This window comes from Nocardia sp. NPDC087230 (assembly GCF_044744725.1).
GTDB lineage: Bacteria > Actinomycetota > Actinomycetes > Mycobacteriales > Mycobacteriaceae > Nocardia > Nocardia canadensis.
Genome location: NZ_JBIUYV010000005.1, coordinates 67,435 through 86,418 on the forward strand (window position 1 = coordinate 67,435; position 18,984 = coordinate 86,418).

Annotated in this window: 18 protein-coding genes; 7 read left to right on the forward strand and 11 right to left on the reverse strand. The window is 70.3% G+C overall.

What is annotated here, in order from left to right:
* Position 1: 1 nt before the first annotated feature.
* Positions 2–1,165: an acyl-CoA dehydrogenase family protein gene (locus ACIO52_RS18535; protein WP_402645249.1), complete on the reverse strand. Its 1,164-nt coding sequence runs from the start codon at positions 1,163–1,165 to the stop codon at positions 2–4.
* 71 nt (positions 1,166–1,236) lie between these two features.
* Here ACIO52_RS18535 and ACIO52_RS18540 point away from each other — a divergent pair, with 71 nt between their 5' ends.
* From ACIO52_RS18540 to ACIO52_RS18555, 4 genes are all read left to right on the forward strand, one after another.
* Complete coding sequence (locus ACIO52_RS18540; protein WP_308248589.1) at positions 1,237–1,821, forward strand: QsdR family transcriptional regulator; 585 nt, start codon at positions 1,237–1,239, stop codon at positions 1,819–1,821.
* A gap of 187 nt (positions 1,822–2,008) precedes the next feature.
* A complete protein-coding gene (locus tag ACIO52_RS18545; RefSeq protein WP_402645253.1) occupies positions 2,009–2,719 on the forward strand; it encodes a sigma 54 modulation/S30EA ribosomal C-terminal domain-containing protein in 711 nt (236 codons plus the stop codon).
* Entirely contained in the window at positions 2,716–3,171 is a 456-nt protein-coding gene (locus tag ACIO52_RS18550) for a pyridoxamine 5'-phosphate oxidase family protein (RefSeq protein ID WP_308248590.1), read from the forward strand. Before ACIO52_RS18545 ends, ACIO52_RS18550 begins: the two co-directional genes overlap by 4 nt.
* Entirely contained in the window at positions 3,168–4,127 is a 960-nt protein-coding gene (locus ACIO52_RS18555; protein ID WP_218720106.1) for an acyl-ACP desaturase, read from the forward strand. Before ACIO52_RS18550 ends, ACIO52_RS18555 begins: the two co-directional genes overlap by 4 nt.
* A 10-nt stretch (positions 4,128–4,137) precedes the next feature.
* On the opposite strand, the gene ACIO52_RS18560 is transcribed toward ACIO52_RS18555, so the two are convergent.
* Positions 4,138–4,992, reverse strand: coding sequence for a universal stress protein (locus ACIO52_RS18560; protein ID WP_218720107.1), 855 nt, complete (start codon positions 4,990–4,992; stop codon positions 4,138–4,140).
* A gap of 193 nt (positions 4,993–5,185) precedes the next feature.
* On the opposite strand from ACIO52_RS18560, the gene ACIO52_RS18565 reads away from it, so the two are divergent.
* A complete protein-coding gene (locus ACIO52_RS18565; RefSeq protein ID WP_218720538.1) occupies positions 5,186–6,184 on the forward strand; it encodes a zinc-binding alcohol dehydrogenase family protein in 999 nt (332 codons plus the stop codon).
* Between the two features lie 25 nt (positions 6,185–6,209).
* Here the strand turns inward: ACIO52_RS18565 and ACIO52_RS18570 are convergent, their stop codons facing one another.
* Positions 6,210–7,085 (reverse strand): universal stress protein, encoded by an 876-nt coding sequence (locus tag ACIO52_RS18570; protein WP_218720108.1) that lies wholly within the window; start codon positions 7,083–7,085, stop codon positions 6,210–6,212.
* A 203-nt stretch (positions 7,086–7,288) separates the two neighbouring features.
* Here ACIO52_RS18570 and ACIO52_RS18575 point away from each other — a divergent pair, with 203 nt between their 5' ends.
* Positions 7,289–8,239, forward strand: a complete 951-nt coding sequence (locus ACIO52_RS18575; RefSeq protein ID WP_218720109.1) for a CHAD domain-containing protein — start codon at positions 7,289–7,291, stop codon at positions 8,237–8,239.
* Positions 8,240–8,243: 4 nt separating this feature from the next.
* Here the strand turns inward: ACIO52_RS18575 and ACIO52_RS18580 are convergent, their stop codons facing one another.
* From ACIO52_RS18580 to ACIO52_RS18590, 3 genes are all read right to left on the reverse strand, one after another.
* A complete protein-coding gene (locus tag ACIO52_RS18580) occupies positions 8,244–9,980 on the reverse strand; it encodes a GAF domain-containing protein (RefSeq protein ID WP_402645259.1) in 1,737 nt (578 codons plus the stop codon).
* A 40-nt stretch (positions 9,981–10,020) separates the two neighbouring features.
* Positions 10,021–10,665: a response regulator transcription factor gene (locus ACIO52_RS18585; protein ID WP_218720111.1), complete on the reverse strand. Its 645-nt coding sequence runs from the start codon at positions 10,663–10,665 to the stop codon at positions 10,021–10,023.
* Between the two features lie 102 nt (positions 10,666–10,767).
* The gene (locus ACIO52_RS18590; protein ID WP_218720112.1) at positions 10,768–11,187 is read right to left on the reverse strand and encodes a hypothetical protein; all 420 of its coding nucleotides are present in this window, start codon (positions 11,185–11,187) and stop codon (positions 10,768–10,770) included.
* A gap of 236 nt (positions 11,188–11,423) precedes the next feature.
* Between ACIO52_RS18590 and ACIO52_RS18595 the strand changes: the two genes are divergently transcribed.
* Positions 11,424–12,329 carry a universal stress protein gene (locus ACIO52_RS18595; RefSeq protein WP_218720113.1) on the forward strand — a complete coding sequence of 302 codons (906 nt, stop codon included), beginning with the start codon at positions 11,424–11,426 and terminating at the stop codon, positions 12,327–12,329.
* A 70-nt stretch (positions 12,330–12,399) separates the two neighbouring features.
* On the opposite strand, the gene ACIO52_RS18600 is transcribed toward ACIO52_RS18595, so the two are convergent.
* The 5 genes from ACIO52_RS18600 to ppsA all read right to left on the reverse strand — a co-directional run bounded on the left by ACIO52_RS18600 (position 12,400) and on the right by ppsA (position 18,969).
* Positions 12,400–13,389, reverse strand: a complete 990-nt coding sequence (locus ACIO52_RS18600) for an Acg family FMN-binding oxidoreductase (protein ID WP_218720114.1) — start codon at positions 13,387–13,389, stop codon at positions 12,400–12,402.
* Between the two features lie 82 nt (positions 13,390–13,471).
* Positions 13,472–14,380 (reverse strand): universal stress protein, encoded by a 909-nt coding sequence (locus tag ACIO52_RS18605; RefSeq protein WP_402645264.1) that lies wholly within the window; start codon positions 14,378–14,380, stop codon positions 13,472–13,474.
* 27 nt (positions 14,381–14,407) lie between these two features.
* On the reverse strand, positions 14,408–15,898 hold the full coding sequence (locus ACIO52_RS18610; RefSeq protein WP_402645267.1) for an AAA family ATPase: 1,491 nt from the start codon (positions 15,896–15,898) through the stop codon (positions 14,408–14,410).
* Between the two features lie 9 nt (positions 15,899–15,907).
* Positions 15,908–16,651, reverse strand: coding sequence for an SDR family NAD(P)-dependent oxidoreductase (locus ACIO52_RS18615; protein WP_402645270.1), 744 nt, complete (start codon positions 16,649–16,651; stop codon positions 15,908–15,910).
* 41 nt (positions 16,652–16,692) lie between these two features.
* Positions 16,693–18,969, reverse strand: a complete 2,277-nt coding sequence (gene ppsA, locus ACIO52_RS18620) for a phosphoenolpyruvate synthase (protein ID WP_402645273.1) — start codon at positions 18,967–18,969, stop codon at positions 16,693–16,695.
* Positions 18,970–18,984 lie beyond the last annotated feature (15 nt).

The window sequence follows — 18,984 nt, forward strand, 5'->3', positions numbered from 1 at the left end:
CTCACAATCCGAGGATCGTCGAAGCGATGATGCTGCGCTGCACCTCGTTGGATCCTCCGTAGATCGATGTCTTGCGGTAGTTGAGGTAGGTGGCGGTGCTGCGGCGAGCCCAGTCGCCGGTATCGCCTTCGCGGGCCAGGGAGTCGGGTCCGGCGATGTCGACGAGCAGTTCGGTGACCGCCTGCTGGAGTTCGGTACCGCGCAGCTTGAGAATCGACGACACCGGGTTCGGGGCGCCGTCGGCCGAGCCGGCCACGACCCGCATCTGTACGAGTTCCAGTGCGAGCAGCTCGTTTTCGAGCTCGGCGATGCGGGCGGCGAAGACCGGGTCGTCGAGCAGGGTGCCGGTGTCGAGTGGGGTCTGCTTGGCGTATTCCTTGGCGAGCCACAGCCGCACCTTGGTCTGGCCGACGGCGGCGATGCCGGTGCGTTCGTTGCCGAGCAGGAACTTCGCGTAGGTCCAGCCGTGGTTCTCCGTGCCGACGAGCTGGTCGGCGGGGACGCGCACGTTCTCCAGGAATACCTCGTTGACCTCGAATCCGCCGTCGATGAGCTCGATCGGGCGGACCGTCACGCCAGGGGTGTCGAGGGGGAACAGCAGCATCGAGATGCCTGCCTGCTTCTTGGGCGCGTCCGGGTCGGTGCGGGCCAGGCAGAACATCCAGTCCGCGCTCTGGGCGGCGGTGGTCCAGGTCTTCTGGCCGTTGATCACGTAGTGGTCGCCGTCGCGGACGGCCACGGTGCGCAGCGAGGCCAGGTCCGAACCGGCATCGGGTTCGGAGAAGCCCTGGCACCACCAGATGTCGAGGTTGGCCGTGGCGGGCAGGAAGCGCTGCTTCATCTCCGGTGACCCGAAGTGGGCGATCACCGGACCGATCATGTTGGTGTTGAAGGTCAGTGGCTCGGGCACCGAGGCGAGCTGCATCTCGTCGTGCCAGAGATGGCGCTGGATGGGGGTCCAGTCGCGCCCGCCCCACTCGACCGGCCAGTGCGGCACCGCGAGTCCGTGCGCGTGCAGGATGCGCTGGGTCGTGACGATGTCGTCCTTGCTCAGTTCGGCCATGTGCCTGGCCCGATTGCGGATGTCGGCGGGGATTTCGCGCCGGAAGAAGGCCCGGAGCTCGTCGCGGAAGGCGAGCTCGTCCTCGGTCAGTGCCAATTGCATGGTCGAGTATGTTACACAGAGATCCGTATGTTTCAAATGATGGTCACGGGGGAGCCCTTATGCTGTGCGATGTGACGCGAGCCGACGGGACACGAGCACCGGGACGCCCCGCCGCGGCCAGCCGTGAGGACGTACTGCGCACCGCGATCGAGGTGTTCCTGTCCGGCAACCGCATCGACGTCAACGCCATCGCCGCCCACCTCGGCCTCGGCCGGACCAGCATCTACCGCTGGTTCGGCTCCCGCGACGGCCTGCTCGGCGCCGCCATCGCCGGCCAGCTCGAGCGGATGGTCGCCTACGCCGACCGCACCAGCGAGGCGAGCGGCGCCGAACGCCTCAACGAGATCCTCGATCGCTGCATCCACTGGCTGGTCCAGGACGATTCGCTGCGCACCTACTTCGACAACGAGTCCACCGCCGCCCTGCGCCTGATCACGCGCAGCGACGGGCCCGTCCACCAGGCCGCGGTCGCCGTCGTCGAAGGACTCATCGCCCGCGCCGAAGACGAGGGCTACCGCCCCCCGATCGAGCGCGCCACCCTGGCCTACGCGCTGGTGCGGCTCTGGGAAGCCTTCCTCTACAACGACGCCGTCGCCGGTTTCCGCGGCGACGTCGAGCGTCTGCGCCAAGTCCAGGCCGCCCTCCTGCGCGCCTGATCCGAACGGGTCACTCGCCTTTCGGGCCGATGGTCACCCGGCGGCGGGACCTTGGCCCCTAAACGCCGGACCGCGCGGGTGGTGCTATTGCCCGGAGCCTCTTGCGGGACGGGATCAAGCAGCGGAAAGCAGGTCGGATTACGTGAGTTCTCCCCGACTACGGTGGACCGGTTCAGAGATTGCGGTGGTGACCGCCGGTGCGGTCGACGCGGTCGATGTCGCGCGAACGGCGCGTGCGGTCGAGGCGGTGCTGCGCAGCCGCCGGGTCGACGGACCGGTCCGGATCCGGTTGTCCGCCGTGCCTGCCGGATCGGTGCTGGCGCAGGTGAACGCGGGGCAGGGGCCCGCCATGCTGCGGGTGCAGGTAGCGGGTCCCGCCGGATTCGTCGCGCGGATCGTCTCCGAGCGGCTCGACCGGGAGATCTCGCGGTCGGCACCGGCGGGGCCGCCGAGAATCTGGCCCGACCCGGCGCGGCCGCCGCTGGCTTCGGTGAGCGAGGTCCGGCCGATCGTGCGCCGTAAGCGTTGCGCGCTGCTGCGCACCGACCCGGCTTCGGCCACCCGGGTGATGGACGGGCTGGACTACGACGCGCACCTGTTCATCGACGGCGAGACCGGTGAGGACGCGCTCGTCTACTGGGCGGGACCGCTGGGCGCGCGACTGGCACGACAACACCACACCCGCCCGCCCGGCGTCGGGACAACGATGGCGCTGACAGTGAACCCGCATCCGGCGCCACAGCTCACCGAGTCCGAAGCCGCGAGCCGGCTGTGCCGATTCGGGCTGCCGCACGTGTTCTTCACCGATCCGGGCAGTGGACGTGGCCGACTCGTGTACCGCCGCTACGACGGCGACTTGGCGCTGGTGTGTGCGGCGGACCACGAGGCGCGGTCGTGATCGAACTGGCCGGTGACGGCCGGGAACCGTGCGATGTCGTCGAACTCGAACGGGCCGAGGCGATGCGGCTGGTGGCAGCGGCGCCGTTCGGCCGGGTGCTGTTCACCCGCGACGCGCTGCCGGCGATCCGCCCGGTCAACCACCTCGTCGACGAGGACGACGTGATCGTCGTCCGCACCCGGCTCACCTCGCGGTTGACCGGTGCGGTGCAAGCCAACGCGCCCGTGGTGGTGGCCTACCAGGTCGACGACATCGACGCGGTGCGGCGCACCGGGTGGTCGGTCATGGTCACCGGATTGGCGCGCACCGTCACCGATCCGGCGCGGGTGGCGCGTTACGAACAGCTGTTGCGGCCGTGGGTCGGCCGGGTGATGGACACCGTCGTGGCCATCGAACCCGAGATCGTCACCGGCATCCGACTCCTCGAACAGAAGGGCAGGCACCCCCGTTGACCCGCGATCTGACACAGCGCGAGATTCTCACCGAACTCGAACCGACGGCCGAGGACTGCGTGCACCGCCACCTGGCGCTGGCCAAGGACTGGCATCCGCACGACTACGTCCCGTGGGACGAAGGGCGAAACTTCGCGGCGTTGGGTGGAACCGACTGGGAGAGTGATCAATCCAAGCTCGGCGAGGTCGCCAGGGCGGCGATGATCACCAACCTGCTCACCGAGGACAACCTGCCCTCCTATCACCGTGAGATCGCCGAGAACTTCTCCCGCGACGGTGCGTGGGGCACGTGGGTGGGCCGATGGACCGCGGAGGAGATGCGGCACAGCATCGTGCTGCGCGACTATCTGGTGGTGACCCGCGGGGTCGATCCGGTGGCGCTCGAGAACGCCAGGATGGTCCACATGACCAATGGCTTCGCCTCCGGGGCCACGGCAGCCGACATCGACAGTGGCTCGGCGTTCCTGCACTCGGTGGCCTATGTCAGCTTTCAGGAACTGGCGACCCGCGTCACCCACCGCAACACCGGGCGGGTGTGTGACGACGAGATCGCCGACCGGATGCTGCAACGCATCGCCGCCGACGAGAACCTGCACATGATCTTCTATCGCACCGTGTGCGCGGCGGCGCTGGATCTGGTGCCGGATCAGGCGATCGAGGCGATCGCCGACATCGTGGAGAACTTCCGCATGCCCGGCGCGGGAATGCCGAACTTCCGTCGTCACGGCGTGCTGATGGCCAAGCACGGTGTCTACGACCTGCGACAGCACCTCGAGGAGGTCCTGCAGCCGGTGCTGCGGCAGTGGAACATCTTCGGCCGCAACGATTTCGGTGCGCGCGGCGAGCAGGTGCGCGAGCGGCTCGCCGGATTCCTCGACGACCTGGCCCAGGTGCGGATTCCGCGTTTCGAAGAACAACGCGACCGCGCCCTGGCCAGGGAACGCGCCAGGGCGTAGGGCGCCGGTGTCAACGGTGCCCGGCCAGCACGAGCGGGATCTCGGTGGCGTACGCGACGGTTCGGCTCACCGACCCGAAACCGTCGTGGGCGCCGCGCCGATGACTGCCGAGCACGAGCAGTTGGGCACCGGCCGACTCGCGCAGCAATCGGCGCGCCGGATCGTCGTCGGTGACGATCCGGGTGATCGGCACATCGGGATACTTCTCGCCGTAGCCGACCAGGCTGTCGGCCAGCAGGCGATGGGTGTGCTCGGTCATCCGGGAGTCGTGTACGCCGGGGGCCGGTGTCGTCCACGCGCGCAGCGCGACGAGGCCGACACCGCGCAGCGACGCCTCCTCGATCGCGAAGTCGAGGGCGCGGTCGCTGCCCGGGGAACCGTCGAGACCGACCAGTACGGGTCGACGGTCGGGCGCGGGATCGAACGAGGCGGGGACGATCGCGAGCGGACACACGGGACGGCGCGCCAGCGCGCTGCTGACGGAACCGAGCAGCGCCCGTTCGAAGGCACCGAGGCCGCGGGTGCCGACCGCGAGGAGCTGGGCATGGCGGGCGCTACGGCGCAGCGCCGACACCGGGGCCGGGCTCACCACCGATGTTCGCATCTCGAGGTGATCGGGTGCGGTCTCGGCCAGGGCGACCGTGGTCGCGCTCGCCAGCGCGGCCCGGCCGTCGTCGTGGAAGTGCTGATTGTGTATCGACACCGTGCCGACGCGGCCCAGATCCCAGCCCGAGCTCATCGCGTGCACCGCGTGCAGCGATGTGTCGCGCAGGACCGCGGCCCTGGCGGCCCAGCGAACGGCGGTGAGGGCGGAATCGGAGCCGTCGACGCCGACGACGACGGGGCGGGTGGTCGGTGTTGACATCGGTACTGCCTCACTGCTCGGACAGGGAACGTGCGCAGCCGATTCTCGCCCGACGCGGCGGCGGTGGAAGAGGGCCGAAGTGCTCTGCTGTCGAGGACTTCGGTGGACTGGCCCTCGGCCTCCGGCCCCACACCGGGCGGGCGTGTCAGGGTGGCATCGGCACAGCGGGGCGAACAGAAGGAGCGACGACATGATGCGTACGTGGCGAGTGGAACATCCCGGTCCGGTCGGCTCGGCGCCGCTGCGGCTCGGACACGAACCGGTCCCGGAACCCGGCCCCGGCGAGCTCCTGGTGCGGGTACTGGCGTGCGGTGTGTGCCGGACCGATCTGCACGTCGTCGAAGGCGATCTGCCGGTGCACCGCAAGCACGTGACTCCGGGCCACGAGGTGGTCGCCGAGGTGGTGTCGGTTCCGGACGGCTGCGTGAACGTGGCGGTCGGTGATCGAGTCGGCATCCCGTGGCTGCGGTACACGTGTGGACAGTGCCGGTACTGTCTGCGCGGGGCGGAGAACCTGTGTCCGCGCTCGCGCTACACGGGCTGGGACGCCGACGGCGGGTATGCCGAGTTCGCCACTGTGCCGGTCGATTTCGCGGTGGCATTGCCGAGCGGCTACCGCGACGACGAGCTGGCACCGCTGCTGTGCGCCGGCATCATCGGCTATCACGCGCTCGTGCGGGCCGAGGTGCCCGACGGTGGGGTGCTCGGCATCTACGGCTTCGGCGGCAGTGCTCATCTCACCGCGCAGGTCGCTCTCGCCCGGGGCGCGCGCGTGCACGTGATGACCAGGGATGCGGCGGCCAGGGAGCTGGCCCTGGCCTTGGGCGCGGATTCGGTGCAGGGCGCCGCCGACGCACCGCCGGAACCGCTGGATTCGGCGATCCTGTTCGCTCCCGTCGGCGCCCTGGTCCTGCCGGCGATGGCGGCGCTGGACGCCGGGGGGACGCTGGCGGTGGCCGGTATCCACCTCACCGACGTGCCGCCACTGAACTATCAACGACATCTGTTCCGGGAGCGCCAGATCCGCAGCGTCACCTCGAACACGCGGGCGCAGGCCAAGGAGTTCCTCGAGCTCGCGCAGCAGCGTCGGCTCACGGTCTCGACCCACCGCTACCCGCTCGATCACGCGGATCGCGCGTTGAGCGATCTGTCCCTCGGCCGCTTCGACGGTGCGGCGGTCCTGGTGCCGTGACCGGCCGCACCGTCGATCGTGGCGATCAGCGGCTCGTGGTCGGCCGGGCGATGATCAGCGGAGCCTCGGCGCCGTGCAGGACGGTCTGAGCGACCGAACCCAAGGTCATGCCGGCGAACCCGCCGCGCCCGTGACTGCCGACGACGATCAGCTGGGCATCGGACGCGGCCGCGAGGACCGCTCTGGCCGGGCGGTCTTCGACGACGACCCGTTCGACGGTGACCTCGGGATACTTCTCGGCGTAGCCGGCGAGGCTTTCCGCGAGCACCGCCTCGGCTTCGGTCTGCATCGTCGAGCGGGCCTCGTAGCGGTAGAACTCCGACCAGGCGTGGATCGCGATCAGGCGGGTATCGCGGCGGGCGGCTTCGTCGAAGGCGATGGCGACCGCCTCGACGCTGCACGGTGAACCGTCGACCCCGACCACCACCGGGCCGTCGGCCGGTGCCTCCGACTCCGGGATCACAGCGACCGGGCACGCGGCATGTCGGGCGATCGCGGTGCTGACCGAGCCGAGCAGGGTGCGGCGGAAAGCCCCGAGTCCCCGGCTGCCGACGACCAGCAGGCGCGCCGATTCGCTGCGTTGACGCAGTACCGCGACCGCGGAGCCGAGGACGGCGTCGGTCGAGACGGTGATATCGGCGATCGGCGTGGTGAGCTCGGTTGCCACCACGGCGGCGGCGGCGACCACGGACTCGCCGTGTTTGCGCAGCGCTTCGAGGTCGTAGAGGGGACCAGCCAGGCCCGGCCCGTAGTCGACCGGGACGTCGGCGGCGTAGACGAGCTGCAGCGGTACCCGGTGGTGCGCGGCGAAGTCCGCGGCCCAGCGCAGCGCTCGGCGCGACTGGTCCGATCCGTCGACACCGACGACGACCGGCTGCTTCGGGTTTCCGGGTGTGGTCATGATGTCTTCCTTTCCGTTTCTGTCACTGTGCGCCGGTTCCCGGGACGAGCGGCAGGGTCTCAGGGCCCGCACCGGTGGGCCCTTCGTCGTGGGCGTCGGTGGCCGCGATCGAGGACTCGGCGGGGCCAACGGCACTGGGGAGCCGGAGCGGGACGGAGCAGGGTGAAGGGACAGACACACCCCCTACCGAGGCAGGTTCGGCGATGAGCATCCAGATCCAGACGACCGGCGACGCGTCGACCGCGTCGGAGCCGCAGCGGGTGAGTGTCCTGCTGGCTCGTTATCTGCACACCCAACGAGAAACGATCATGGACGGTCAGATCGCGGCCGGCCACGATGACCCGGATGCGGTCGTCGAGATGGTGATCGCCGCGCGCCGTGCTCGCAGCGCGCTGTCTGCGCACCGGCCCGCGATCGGCAGGCAGACCGAGATCCGACGGCTGATCGAGGAACTGCGCTGGTTCGGTATCAGTCTGGGCGCGGCCCAGGAACTGCGTACGCAGTCCGCGCGCCTGCACGCCGCGATGGATGTGCTGCGCCCGCGCTACCTACGGGGTCCGGTGCGGGCCCGGACGTCGAAGTACTTCGACGCGCGGGTGCGACCGGCCTGGACCGCCGCGCGCGATCTGCTGGCCTCGCCGCGGTTTCCGGCCATGATCGAGGATCTGATGGCCGAGGAACGGTTGTTGCGCAGCGGTGTGGTGCCCGGGATCGATGAGCCGGACAACGCCGTGGTGCTCGATGCGTTGCTGGCGCGGGTGCGGCGGCGGATGCGCGCGATCGAGTCGGCCAGGGACGAGGATGCCACCGACGCGGCGATGCACGCGCTGCGCAAGGCGATCCGGCGCACCCGCTACTACCTGGAGTCGGTGCACGACCTGGATCCCGCGCGCAGCGATCAGGCCGCCGAGGGTCTGATCGCCCTGCAGGACCTGCTCGGTGATCACCAGGACGCGGTGGTGGCCAAGCATCACCTGATCCAGCTGACCAGAGAAGCGGAGAACGCGGGGGAGTCGACGTTCACCTACGGGCTGTTGCTGCAGCGCGAGATCGATCGCACCGCCGAATGCGCGGCGGCACTGCCCGCGATGTACTGGCGGTCGTTGCGCACGGTGCGCGTGATGGCCGACGTCCACCCCTCGACCACCGGCTGACGGGCTAAGGCAGCGGGGCCGACCAGCGCAGGACGGTGCCGCCGCCGTCACGGGGGCGGACGGTGAAAGTGCCGCCTGACTCTTCGGCGCGGGCGGCCAGATTCGCCAGGCCGCTGCGCCGGGTGATGTCGGGGTCGAGGCCGGTGCCGTCGTCGGCGACCTCGATGGTCACCTCGTCGCGCACCACCAGTTCGATCGAGATGGTCGTGGCTTTCGCGTGTCGTACGGCGTTGCTGAGCGCTTCTCGCAACACGGCTTCGACGTGGTCGGACAGCGGAGGTTCCAGCACCGTGACAGGTCCGGCGAGGCGCACCGTGGTGCGCAGCCCGGTATCGGTGGTCATCTCGGTGATGATGTTGTGCAGACGCTTGCGATAGGACGAGGAATCGGTGGCGGTATTGGACTGCAGGTCGAAGATCGAATGCCGGATGTCCTGCACGATCGCCTGGACATCGTCGATGGTCTCGTCGAGCCGGGTGCGCACTTCGGCGGTTTTGGTCCGCTGTATCGTGCTCTGCAGCGACAAGCCGACCGCGAACAGCCGCTGGATGACGTGGTCGTGCAGGCCGCGGGCGATCCGGTCGCGGTCGGCGTACACATCGAGCTCACGCATCCGGCGCTGGGTCGCGGCCAGCTGCAAGGCCACCGCCGCTTGATCGGCGTACGCGGCCATCAGCGTTTGATCCGTGGCGCCGAGTTGCTGCGAGCCGGCGGGAAACACGGTGGTGAGTACGCCGGTGACGGTGCCGTTCGCGCGCAGCGGCAAGGTGAGGACCGGCCCGAACTTGTCGACGGAATCGAAGATCGGGTTGTGCGCCGGGGAGTCGGCGGTGACCTTGTGTCCGGTGCGGAACGCCTCGGCCGAATGCGAATCGGTGACCGGGATGTGCTTGCCGACCAGCACACCGGCGTCGGCGCCGGCCGCCGCGACCACCACCAGCTCGGTGACCTCGTCGTGTGGGATGTCGGGGTCCTCGGGCAGCGCCAGGAACGTACACGCCGCATTCGTCAGCAGCAGGCCACGTTCGGCGACCATCCCGAGTACCTCCTCGGACGGACTGCCCGCCAGCAGCTCGGTGGCCACGTCCCGCATCGCCTCGAGCCACTGCTGGCGCACCCGCGACTGCTCGTACAACCGGGCGTTCTCGATCGCGATGCCCGCGGCGGCGGCCAGCGCCAGTACCACCACCTCGTCGTCCTCGGTGAACTCGAAGCCACCGGCCTTCTCGGTGAGATAGAGGTTGCCGAACACCTCGCCGCGCACCTGCACCGGAACACCCAGGAACGTCCGCATCGGCGGATGATTTTCCGGAAACCCGACCGACGACGGATGATCGGAAAGGTTGGTCAGCCGAATCGGTTTCGGCTCGGCGATCAACAACCCGAGAACCCCGTGCCCGCGCGGCAGATCACCGATCAGCACCCGCGTGCGGTCGTCGATGCCCTCGTAGACGAACTCGGCGAGCTGATTGCTGGTCTTGTCGGTCTCGCGCACCCCCAACGCGCCGTAACGGGCATCGACCAGTTCGATCGCGGTATGCACGATCGTGCGCAACGTGTTGTCCAGATCCAGGCCCGCCGTCACAACGAGCATGGCCTCCATCAACCGATCCATCCGGTCGCGGACATCGACGATCTGGGCGATCCGGTCCTGCACCTCGGCCAGCAGCTCACGCAACCGCAACTGAGACAGGGTCTCGGTCACCGGCGGCCGCGCGCCACCTACCGACTCGTCGTCCATGACCTGCATTCTTCCACGCCACGACGGGGAGGCCGGGACATCATCGTCGCTGCGGCCGGTCCAGATCGGCGGCCATCACCGCGGCCTGCGTGCGCCGTTCGACACCCAGTTTGGTCAGCAACCGGGACACGTAGTTCTTGACGGTCTTCTCGGCCAGGAACATGCGCGCCGCGATCTGACGGTTGGTCAGGCCTTCTCCCAGCAGCGACAGCAGCGTGCGCTCCTGCTCGGTCAGTGTCGCCAGCGGGCCGGTGTCCTCCTGCGCCTCCGAGCGCAGCTTGGCCATCAGGGCGGCCGCGGCCCGGTTGTCCAGCAGCGACTTGCCCTCGCCGACCTCACGGACGGCATGGATGAGCTCCAGGCTGCGGATGTCCTTGACGACATATCCGCTGGCACCGGCCAGGATCGCATCGAGCATGGCCTGCTCGTCGGTGAACGAGGTCAGGATCAGACAGCGTAGGCCCAGGTCGGCCGAGAGCAGCTCGCGGCACAGCTCGATGCCGTTGCCATCGGGCAGGCGGACGTCGAGCACGACGACATCGGGACGCAAAGCGGGAATCCGGGCCAGCGCCTGGGCGACAGTCCCCGCCTCACCGATGACCTCGAGGTCCGGTTCCAGGGCGATCAGATCGCCCACCCCGCGCCGGACGATCTCGTGGTCGTCGACCAGAAATACCGTGGTCATGGAAGGCTCTCTCTCGCGTGGGGGAACGTCGTCCTTCATTGTCCGCCAACTCGGCGGCACAGGGAGCGAGGTGATGCTCTCGGTACTCGGCGATGATCACGTTCAGCGCCGGAGAGTGGGCTGGTGTCCGAGTGGGGGTGCGCCGAGGGCGGCCACGGTCACCGCCAGGATCACGCAGACCGGCTGCGACCAGCTGAACTCACGCAGGATCAGCAATTGTGCCAGGACCCAACCGATCAGCAGGTACGCCGCGGCCAGGGTCGTCTGAGCGGTCGCCGGATCATCGTCGTGGGTGACGGTGAGGGCGACGACGGTCATCGGCAGGCCGACGACCAGCGCGAGCAGCACGCCGGCGAGGATGGGGCTGTGCCACGGCAGGCGGGCCTCGGCGACGGGACCGAGGGACAGTGCGCCGGTGATGAGGCCGAGGGATCCGGCGAAGGCCCAGATCGCCAGCAGCCCGGAGAACACGCACAGCGTGGCCCTTCGGGGATCGAGCCGCCGGAAGTACGTGGTGATCATCTGCACAGCCTCGCGCGCCGGAGGTGTGGACAGGCAGGGCCGAAGGTCCCGGAAGCCGGGGACCGGTGGCCTGACCTGCCGCAAGCGCGGCCGCCGGGCACGGACCACGGCGAATTCGAGGTCGATCGGCCCGCCCCCGCGATGACTTTGTCCCCTGCCGAGGGTCCATCGGCCGCGACGATGCTCGAAGGTGAACCGGCGTTGGTCTGGTTGACCCGACGAGGAAAGGTACCCCGATGACCGACAAGAAGGCACGGCCCACCGAACATCGTCCCCGGCCGGTGCTGGCCGCGGTCGACGGGTCGGCGAACTCCTACCAGGCCGCCGCATGGGCCGCGGCCGAGGCGGCGCTGCACCACCTGCCCCTGCACATCCTGACCTCGGGGGCGTTGCAGACCGGGTTCGGTCCCGGCATGTCCCTGGGGGAGGCGGACCTGGAATGGCTGCGCGTCGATGCCGAGCGGGTGGTGGGCGAGGCCGAACGGGTCGCCCGCGCCGCGGTACCGGACGAGGACCTCACGATCACGACCGAGGTCGCGTTCGAAATGGCGGCGCCGCTGCTGATCGAGCGCTCGACGACGGCGGAGATCCTCGTCGTGGGCAGTCGTGGCCTCGGCGCCTTCCAGCGTGGCCTGCTCGGGTCGGTCAGCCGTGCGGCGGCTCAGCACGCGCACTGCCCGGTGGCCGTGATCCACGGCATCGCGGCGATCGACCCGGTCTCGGCGGCCCTGCCGGTGCTGGTCGGTGTCGACGGCACCGCCAACAGTGTGCCCGCGGTCGAGCTCGCGTTCGACGAGGCATCGCGGCGCAAGGTCGAACTGGTCGCGCTGCACGCGTTCAGCGACTCCAGCGCACTGGATCTGCCCGCGTTCGGGTGGGAGATGGGCAGGCAGTCGGCCGAGGCCGACCTCGCCGAAACCCTCGCCGGCTACGCCGAGCGCTACCCGGATGTGCCGGTGCGCCGGATCGTGGTCGCCGACCGGCCCGTGCGCTCGCTGGTCGACGAAGCGGCCTCGGCGCAACTGGTCGTGGTGGGCAGCCACGGCCGCGGTGGCTTCTCGAGCATGCTGCTCGGCTCGACCAGCAACGCGCTGCTGCATTCGGTGGAGATCCCGACGATCGTCGTCCGCAGCAGAAAGTAGTGACGCTGCTCGAACAGAGCGAGGCGGCCACCGGATTCCGGTGGCCGCCTCGCTGTGGTGCCGGGCGCGCTCATGTCGTCGTGGTGAGGACATCGCTCAGCGGCCTGCGCGGGGTGGGCGGCGGTCGCCGATCGTCGGGCGCGACACCGATTCGCAGCACGACCTGGGGGACGCCGGGGTGGCCGATGAGGCTGCTCAACAGTCGCCGCCCCGCGGCCAGTTCGGTGATGTGGGTCAGCGCGCAGGTCGACAAGCCGGACGCGGTGCATTCGAGCAGGGCCGCCGACAGCGCCTCGCCGGTATGCAGCCAGGACAGTGGTGTCTCGCTCGTGGCGGTGAGGACGGCCAGGCGCGCGTGGTCGCGCAGCTCACCGCGGCGGGCGCCGGGTCCCGGCGACGGGAACGTGCGGGCGACGCCGACGCGGGCGGCTTCGGACTCCGAGACCAGCGACGCGGGCGGCACTCCCTCGGGCATATCGGGATGACCTGCCCACCAATGGATTTCGGATTGGTACTCCATGTCGTAGCGGCGCAGCGCGCCGGATTGTTCCGAAGCCACCGACAGTCGGGCGCGCGCGTCTTCGTCGAGCACGTCGAGGGTGAGTTCGTGTGCGCTGACCAGGTCCTCGAGCTCCGCCCTGACCGACGCCCAGCCGCTGGGCTCCGCCATCGGCAGTCGGTCGGTGTAGCGGTATTCGATCGCCTCGGCCCGCCGGAACACCGCGGTGGGCGGATCGGGCCACGGCCGGAACTCGAGGGTGGCCAGCAGGTCGGGCCGACCGAGGTCGGGCAGGCGGGCGACATCGGTACCCCAGCAGAAGGAGGCGAAGGCGGTGCGGACGTGGTGCAGCGCCGCGCCGCAGCTCATCACGGCTTGGCGACCGTGCGGGTCGGCCGCGGTGAGTTGCCGGTCGGCGTCGCGGAACAGGTGCAGTCGGGTGCCGTCGAAGACCCACCGCCACGGCTGGGTGTTGTGGACCGACGGCGCCCGGCATCCGAGACCGACAGCGGCTCGGAGGGTCGGAGGGTCAGGGACTCGGGGAACTGGTTGTTCGCTCATACCTCGAGTCTGGTCGGTAAGGGGGTTCGCCGAGACGGCCATTGCGCCTGTTCAGCGGGGACCAAATGCCTTCGTCGCCGGCTCAGTCGGGGTGCACGACCAGCACGGGGCAGTCGGCGTGCTGCACCAGCCAGTTGCTGGTCGAGCCGAGGAGCAGGCCGCGGAACCCACCGCGGCCGCGACTGCCGACGACGATCAGGCTCGCGGTCCGCGACCACCGCGCCAGCCGTTCGCGCGGATCGTAGAGCTCGATCTCACGGCGGACGACGACCTCGGGGTATTGCTCGGTCCAGCCGGCCAGCCGTTCGGCCAACAGCGCCTCTTCGGCGGTGTCGAAGTCGGGGATCGGCAGCTCGAGATAGCTCGAGCCCGCGAATCCGCCGCGGGACAGATCGCTCCAGGCATGGACGGCGACCAGGTCGCTGCCGCGTTCGGCGGCTTCGGCGAACGCGGCGGCGATGGCGGGCTCGCCGACGGCGCTGCCGTCGACACCGACGACGACCGGTCCGGTCCGGGTGTCCGGGTCGGACCCGCGCACCACCACGACGCAGCCGCGGGCGTGGGAGGTCACCGCGAGCAGAGTGGAGCCGAGATGGGCCATCGAGCCCGTCGAGGCGGTCGCGCCGAGCACCACCAGATGTGCCTGTGCGGACCGTTCCACGAGGGCCCGCGCGGCGTTGCCGTCGGTGAGTTCGGTGCTGACCGCCAGCTCTGGTGCGACGACCAGAGCGTCGTCGAGTGCACCGGCGAGGACCCGTTCGGCGCGGAGCCGGATGTCCTGCATCGTGAAGGCGACGAACGCGTCGTAGAGGCCCCGAGGTGTGGCCGTGGTGACGGGGTCGATGCTGTGCACGATCCGCAGCCTGCGGTTGCGGGCGACGGCGACGCGGGCCGCCCAGCGCACCGCGATTGCCGAGCCGGTCGATCCGTCGGCGCCGACGACGACCTCGGCGCCGACGGATCGGTGGGGATTGTCGGGGTGGTCGGTCATCGTCGGGCCTTTCCGAGGGACACCGGTTCAGGACGAGGTCGTGACGGGAACGGGCGGGGTGCGGGTGCGCCAGGCGTGCAGGGCGGTGGCGACGGAGTCGGCGAGCGCTGTGCTGGTGTCGACGGTGACCGCGTCGGGCCATGGCGCCGCGGTCACGGCCATCGCGTCGGCGATCGCGGTCGTCGCGTCGGATTCGTGGCCGTGGCGGCCCTCGATGCGGCGATGCGCGAGGTCGGTCGGGCAGACACAGTGCAGGAGAACGAGATCGGCGCAGGCCTCGGCGGCGGTGGCCGTGGCGCGCTGTCGATCCTCGGCGGAGGTCCAGCTGGCGTCGAGGATCACCGAGACGCCGCCGGCGAGCAGCACTCTGGCCCGCCACAGGAGTTCGTCGTAGACGCGGGCCCGGTTGGCGTCGGAGTAGCGGCCCGCGCCGAACTGCCCGAGGTGCCCCGGCACTGCGTCGACTCGGGCCAGTTCTTTGCGGATGTGGTCGCTGGCGAGCACGACCGCGCCGGTCTCGGCGGCGAGTTCGGCGGCCACAGTGGACTTCCCGGTTCCCGGAAGACCGCCGACCAGGGTGAGCCGCACCGCGCCGCGGGTCAGACGGTCCGCGGCGATGCGCAGGTGGGCGCGCAGTCGCTCGCCCGCGGCCGGGTCGCCCTGGTCGGCGCGCAGGGCATCCACTTTCGCGCGCACGGTCGCCCGGTAGGCGATGTAGTGGTCGCGCAGTGACGTGGGCGCGGTGTCCCCGCTCATCCGCTGGTAGTCCGCGACGAGCCGGTCACCGAGCGCGCCGTGACCGAGGAACTCGAAGTCCATCGCCAGGAACGCGATGTCGTCGAGCCGGTCGACATAGCGCAGACGGTCGTCGAAATCGAGGCAGTCGAGGACCCGGAACCCGTCCGGGAGTTCGAAGATGTCCTCGGCCAGTAGATCGCCGTGACCGTCGACGAGGTAGCCGTCGGCGATCCGGCTGTCGAACAGGGCGGCCCGGCCGTCGAGGAAGCGCATCGCGGCTCGGTCGACGCGGGCACACAGGTCGGGGTCGACGAGGTCGGCGGGCGCGGCACGCAGCGGGTCGAGCAGGGACCGCCACCGGGCGCGCACGGCGGTGACGGTGCCTTCGTGGTCGATCTCGGGGCCGCGTGCGGCCGCGTCGTGGAATCGCACCAGCAAACGGACCAGGGCAGCCGAGGCCGCCGGGGTCAGGCCCTGACTGTCGGTGAGCAGTTCGGACAACCGGCGCGACTCGGGCATCCGGCGCATGATCAGCACCGGCTCGGCCGGACCGCCCGCCGGATCGCTGAGGTGGGCGACCCCGACGTAGACGTCCGGCGCCAGCCTGCGGTTGAGTTCGAGTTCGCGCGCGCACGCGCGTTCGCGCAGGGCCGGGGTGCTGAAGTCGAGGAAGTCGGTGCGCAGCGACTTCTTGACCTTGTACGCGCGGTCGCCGTAGAGCAGGACGACTCCGGTATGCGTTTCGTGCACCTGTGCCGGTGCCGAAGCCGAGGTGAGCATCGGGTCTCCTCAGGAGGGGGTGAGCAGCGCCGCGCCCGCGGTGGCGCCGCCGTCGAGCACGAACTCCGAACCGGTGGAGAAAGTCGCGTCGGTGACGATGAAGCCGACCATGGCGGCGACCTCTTCCGGTTCGCCGAAGCGTGGCAGCGGCTGCGCCGCGGCGATACCCGGATCCATGCCGGCGGTCATCGCGGTGTGGATCGGTCCCGGATGCACCGAACAGACGCGGATTCCGGCACCGCCGAGCTCGATCGCGGCCGCTTTGGTCAGGCCGCGCAGGCCCCACTTGGCGGCGACGTAGCCGGAGATGCCCGAGTAGCCGATCAAGCCCGCGGTCGAGGAGACGTTGACGATGACGCCGTCGCCCGCGGCCCGCAGCCGGGGCGCGGCCAGATGCATACCCAGCCAGGAGCCGACGAGATCGACGTCGAGCACATGGCGGAACTGGGTGGGCGATTCGGCTTCGACGCCGCCGAAGTCGACGATGCCCGCGTTGTTCACCAGGACCGCGAGCGGTCCGAACGTCGCCTCGGCGTCGTCGAGCACCCGCCGCCACTCGTCCTCGTCGGTGACGTCGAGATGCCGGAAGATCGCCTGGGAGCCCAGGGATTCGGCGACGGCTTTGCCGTCGTGCTCGAGCAGGTCGGCGACGACGATCCCGGCGCCGGACTTGGCGAGGGTGCGCGCGACGGCCGCGCCGATGCCGCGGGCGGCGCCGGTGACGACGACGCTGCGGCCATGAAGATCGGACATGATCGAACCTTTCGTTGCGGATGGGCGGAAGTTGTTGGAGGTCACTGTGTTTCCGTGCTGGCTGCGGTGAGCGCGTGATCGAGCAGCACTCGCCGTTCGGCGGCGGCGACGGCGTTGCGGGTGGCGGTGACGGCGTCCGGCGTCACCGAGACCGACGTGATGCCCATCCGGACGAGGTGTTCGGCGAAGGCGGGACGATTCGACGGCGCCTGTCCGCACAGCGAGGAGGTGATGCCGAGCCGGCGCGCGGTACCGATGATCCGGGAGATCGCGTCCAGTACGGCGGGATCGGATTCGTCGAACAGTTCCGCGCACTGTTCGGAGTCGCGGTCGACACCGAGCATGAGCTGGGTGAGGTCGTTGCTGCCGATCGAGACGCCGTCGACTCCCAGACCCACGTATTCGGGCAGCCAGTAGGCCACCGACGGCACTTCGGCCATCACCCACCGGTGCAGCCCGCGTTGGCGGCCCAGCGGGCTCGCGTCGATCAGTTCGAGGCAGGCCTCGAGCTCCCAGCGGGTGCGCACGAACGGGACCATCACGTGCAGATTGGGGTGACGTTCGCGGGCCGCGGCCAGGGCGGCCAGCTCGGCGGCGAACAGGTCGGGTTCGCGGATATAGCGGTAGCAGCCGCGGTAGCCGATCATCGGATTGTGCTCGACGGGCTCGTACTGCTCGCCGCCGCGCAGTGCGCGGAACTCGTTGGTCCGGAAGTCGGTGGTGCGGTAGACGACCGGTCGCGTCCCGAATGGTTCGGCGATGCGGTGCAGCGATTCACTCATGCGATCGAGGAAGAGCCGCTGCTCACCGGCGGCGATGACCTCGCGGGGGTGGCGGCCGTCCAGGGCGGCGGTCAGCAGGGTCTCGGCGCGGAGCAGCCCGACACCGTCGACGTCGCCCGCGGCGACCTGGGCAGCGCGCTCCGGGGTCGCGAGGTTGACATAGATCTTGGTGGCGGTGGGTGCGGCCGCCGACGGCGGCGGTGCGGCCGCGACGGTGATCCGATCGGCGACGCTGCGGCCTGCGGTGACCTCGCCGGTCGATCCGTCGACGGTGACCAGGGTGGCGTCGGCGAGGGCGGTCGTGGCGGTGCGTGCGCCAACGATGCACGGAATGCCCAGTTCACGGGCCACGATCGCGGCATGACAGGTCATGCCGCCGCTGTCGGTGACCACCGCGGCGGCGCGGCTCAGCGTCGGCAGCCAATCCGGGTTGGTCATCGGCGCGACCAGCACCTCACCGTCGCGCAGCTGGGCGCCTTCGTCGGGACCGGCCAGTACCCGGGTGCGGCCGGTGGCGGTGCCGGGCGCGGCGCCGACCCCGCGGATGAGTACGTTGTGGCCCGGCCCGGCGGCATCGGATCCGGTCGGTGTGGTGATGGGCCGGGCCTGCACGATCCACAGGCCGGCGTGGTCGAATGCCCACTCGATGTCCTGTGGGATGCCGTGGTGATGGGCCTGGACCGCCAGGGCCAGTTCGGCGACCGCGCGTGCCCGGTCCTCGGTGAGCACCGGGGTGGCGGCCTCGTCGTCGGTGACCGCGACCCGCCGGTCGCCGTCGGGTCCGGCCACGACAGCCCATCGCTGCCGGCCGACCCGGGTGTGCAGCAGGGTGGGGCCCGCGGCGTCGAACAGGTAGGTGTCGGGCTCGGCCTCGCCGGACACCACGACTTCGCCTTGGCCGCGGGCCGCTTCGACGACCACCCGGTCGCGGCGCCCGGTCGTCGGGTCGGCGGTGAACGCGACACCGGAGCATTCGGCGGCCACCATCGTCTGCACCACGACAGCCATCACCGGTCGCCCGCGCATGCCGCGCCGCGCCCGGTAGGTCACCACCCGAGGGGTGAACAGCGAGGCCCAGCAGTCGACGACGGCGTGTAGCAGCGCTGTGTCGCCACGGATGTTGGTGCGCGTGACGTTCATCCCGGCGAAGGAGGCGCTCGCGCTGTCCTCGCCGATCGCCGAGGAGCGCACCGCCACGGCCACGTCGTCGCCGAGGGCGCGGTAGGCCGCCAGCACCGGCGCGCGCACCACATCGTCGAGCTCCGCGGACCGGACCAGCGCCGCCATCCGGTCGCAGAGGGCGCCCACCGCGGCGGGATCGGTGCTCGCGGCCACGGCCCGGCTGTGCAGTCGATCGAGTTCGGCGCCCGCGGCCCCCTCGGTGAGGACGTGTTCGTAGGACGCGGCCAGGATGACGAAGCCGGACGGGACAGGCGACCCGGCCGCGACGAGTTCGCCGAGGTTGGCGCCCTTGCCGCCGGCACGATCGGCGTCGGTCAGCCGCAGGTCGTTGAACTCGGTGACGAATTCGCCCATATCGATTCCCTCGTT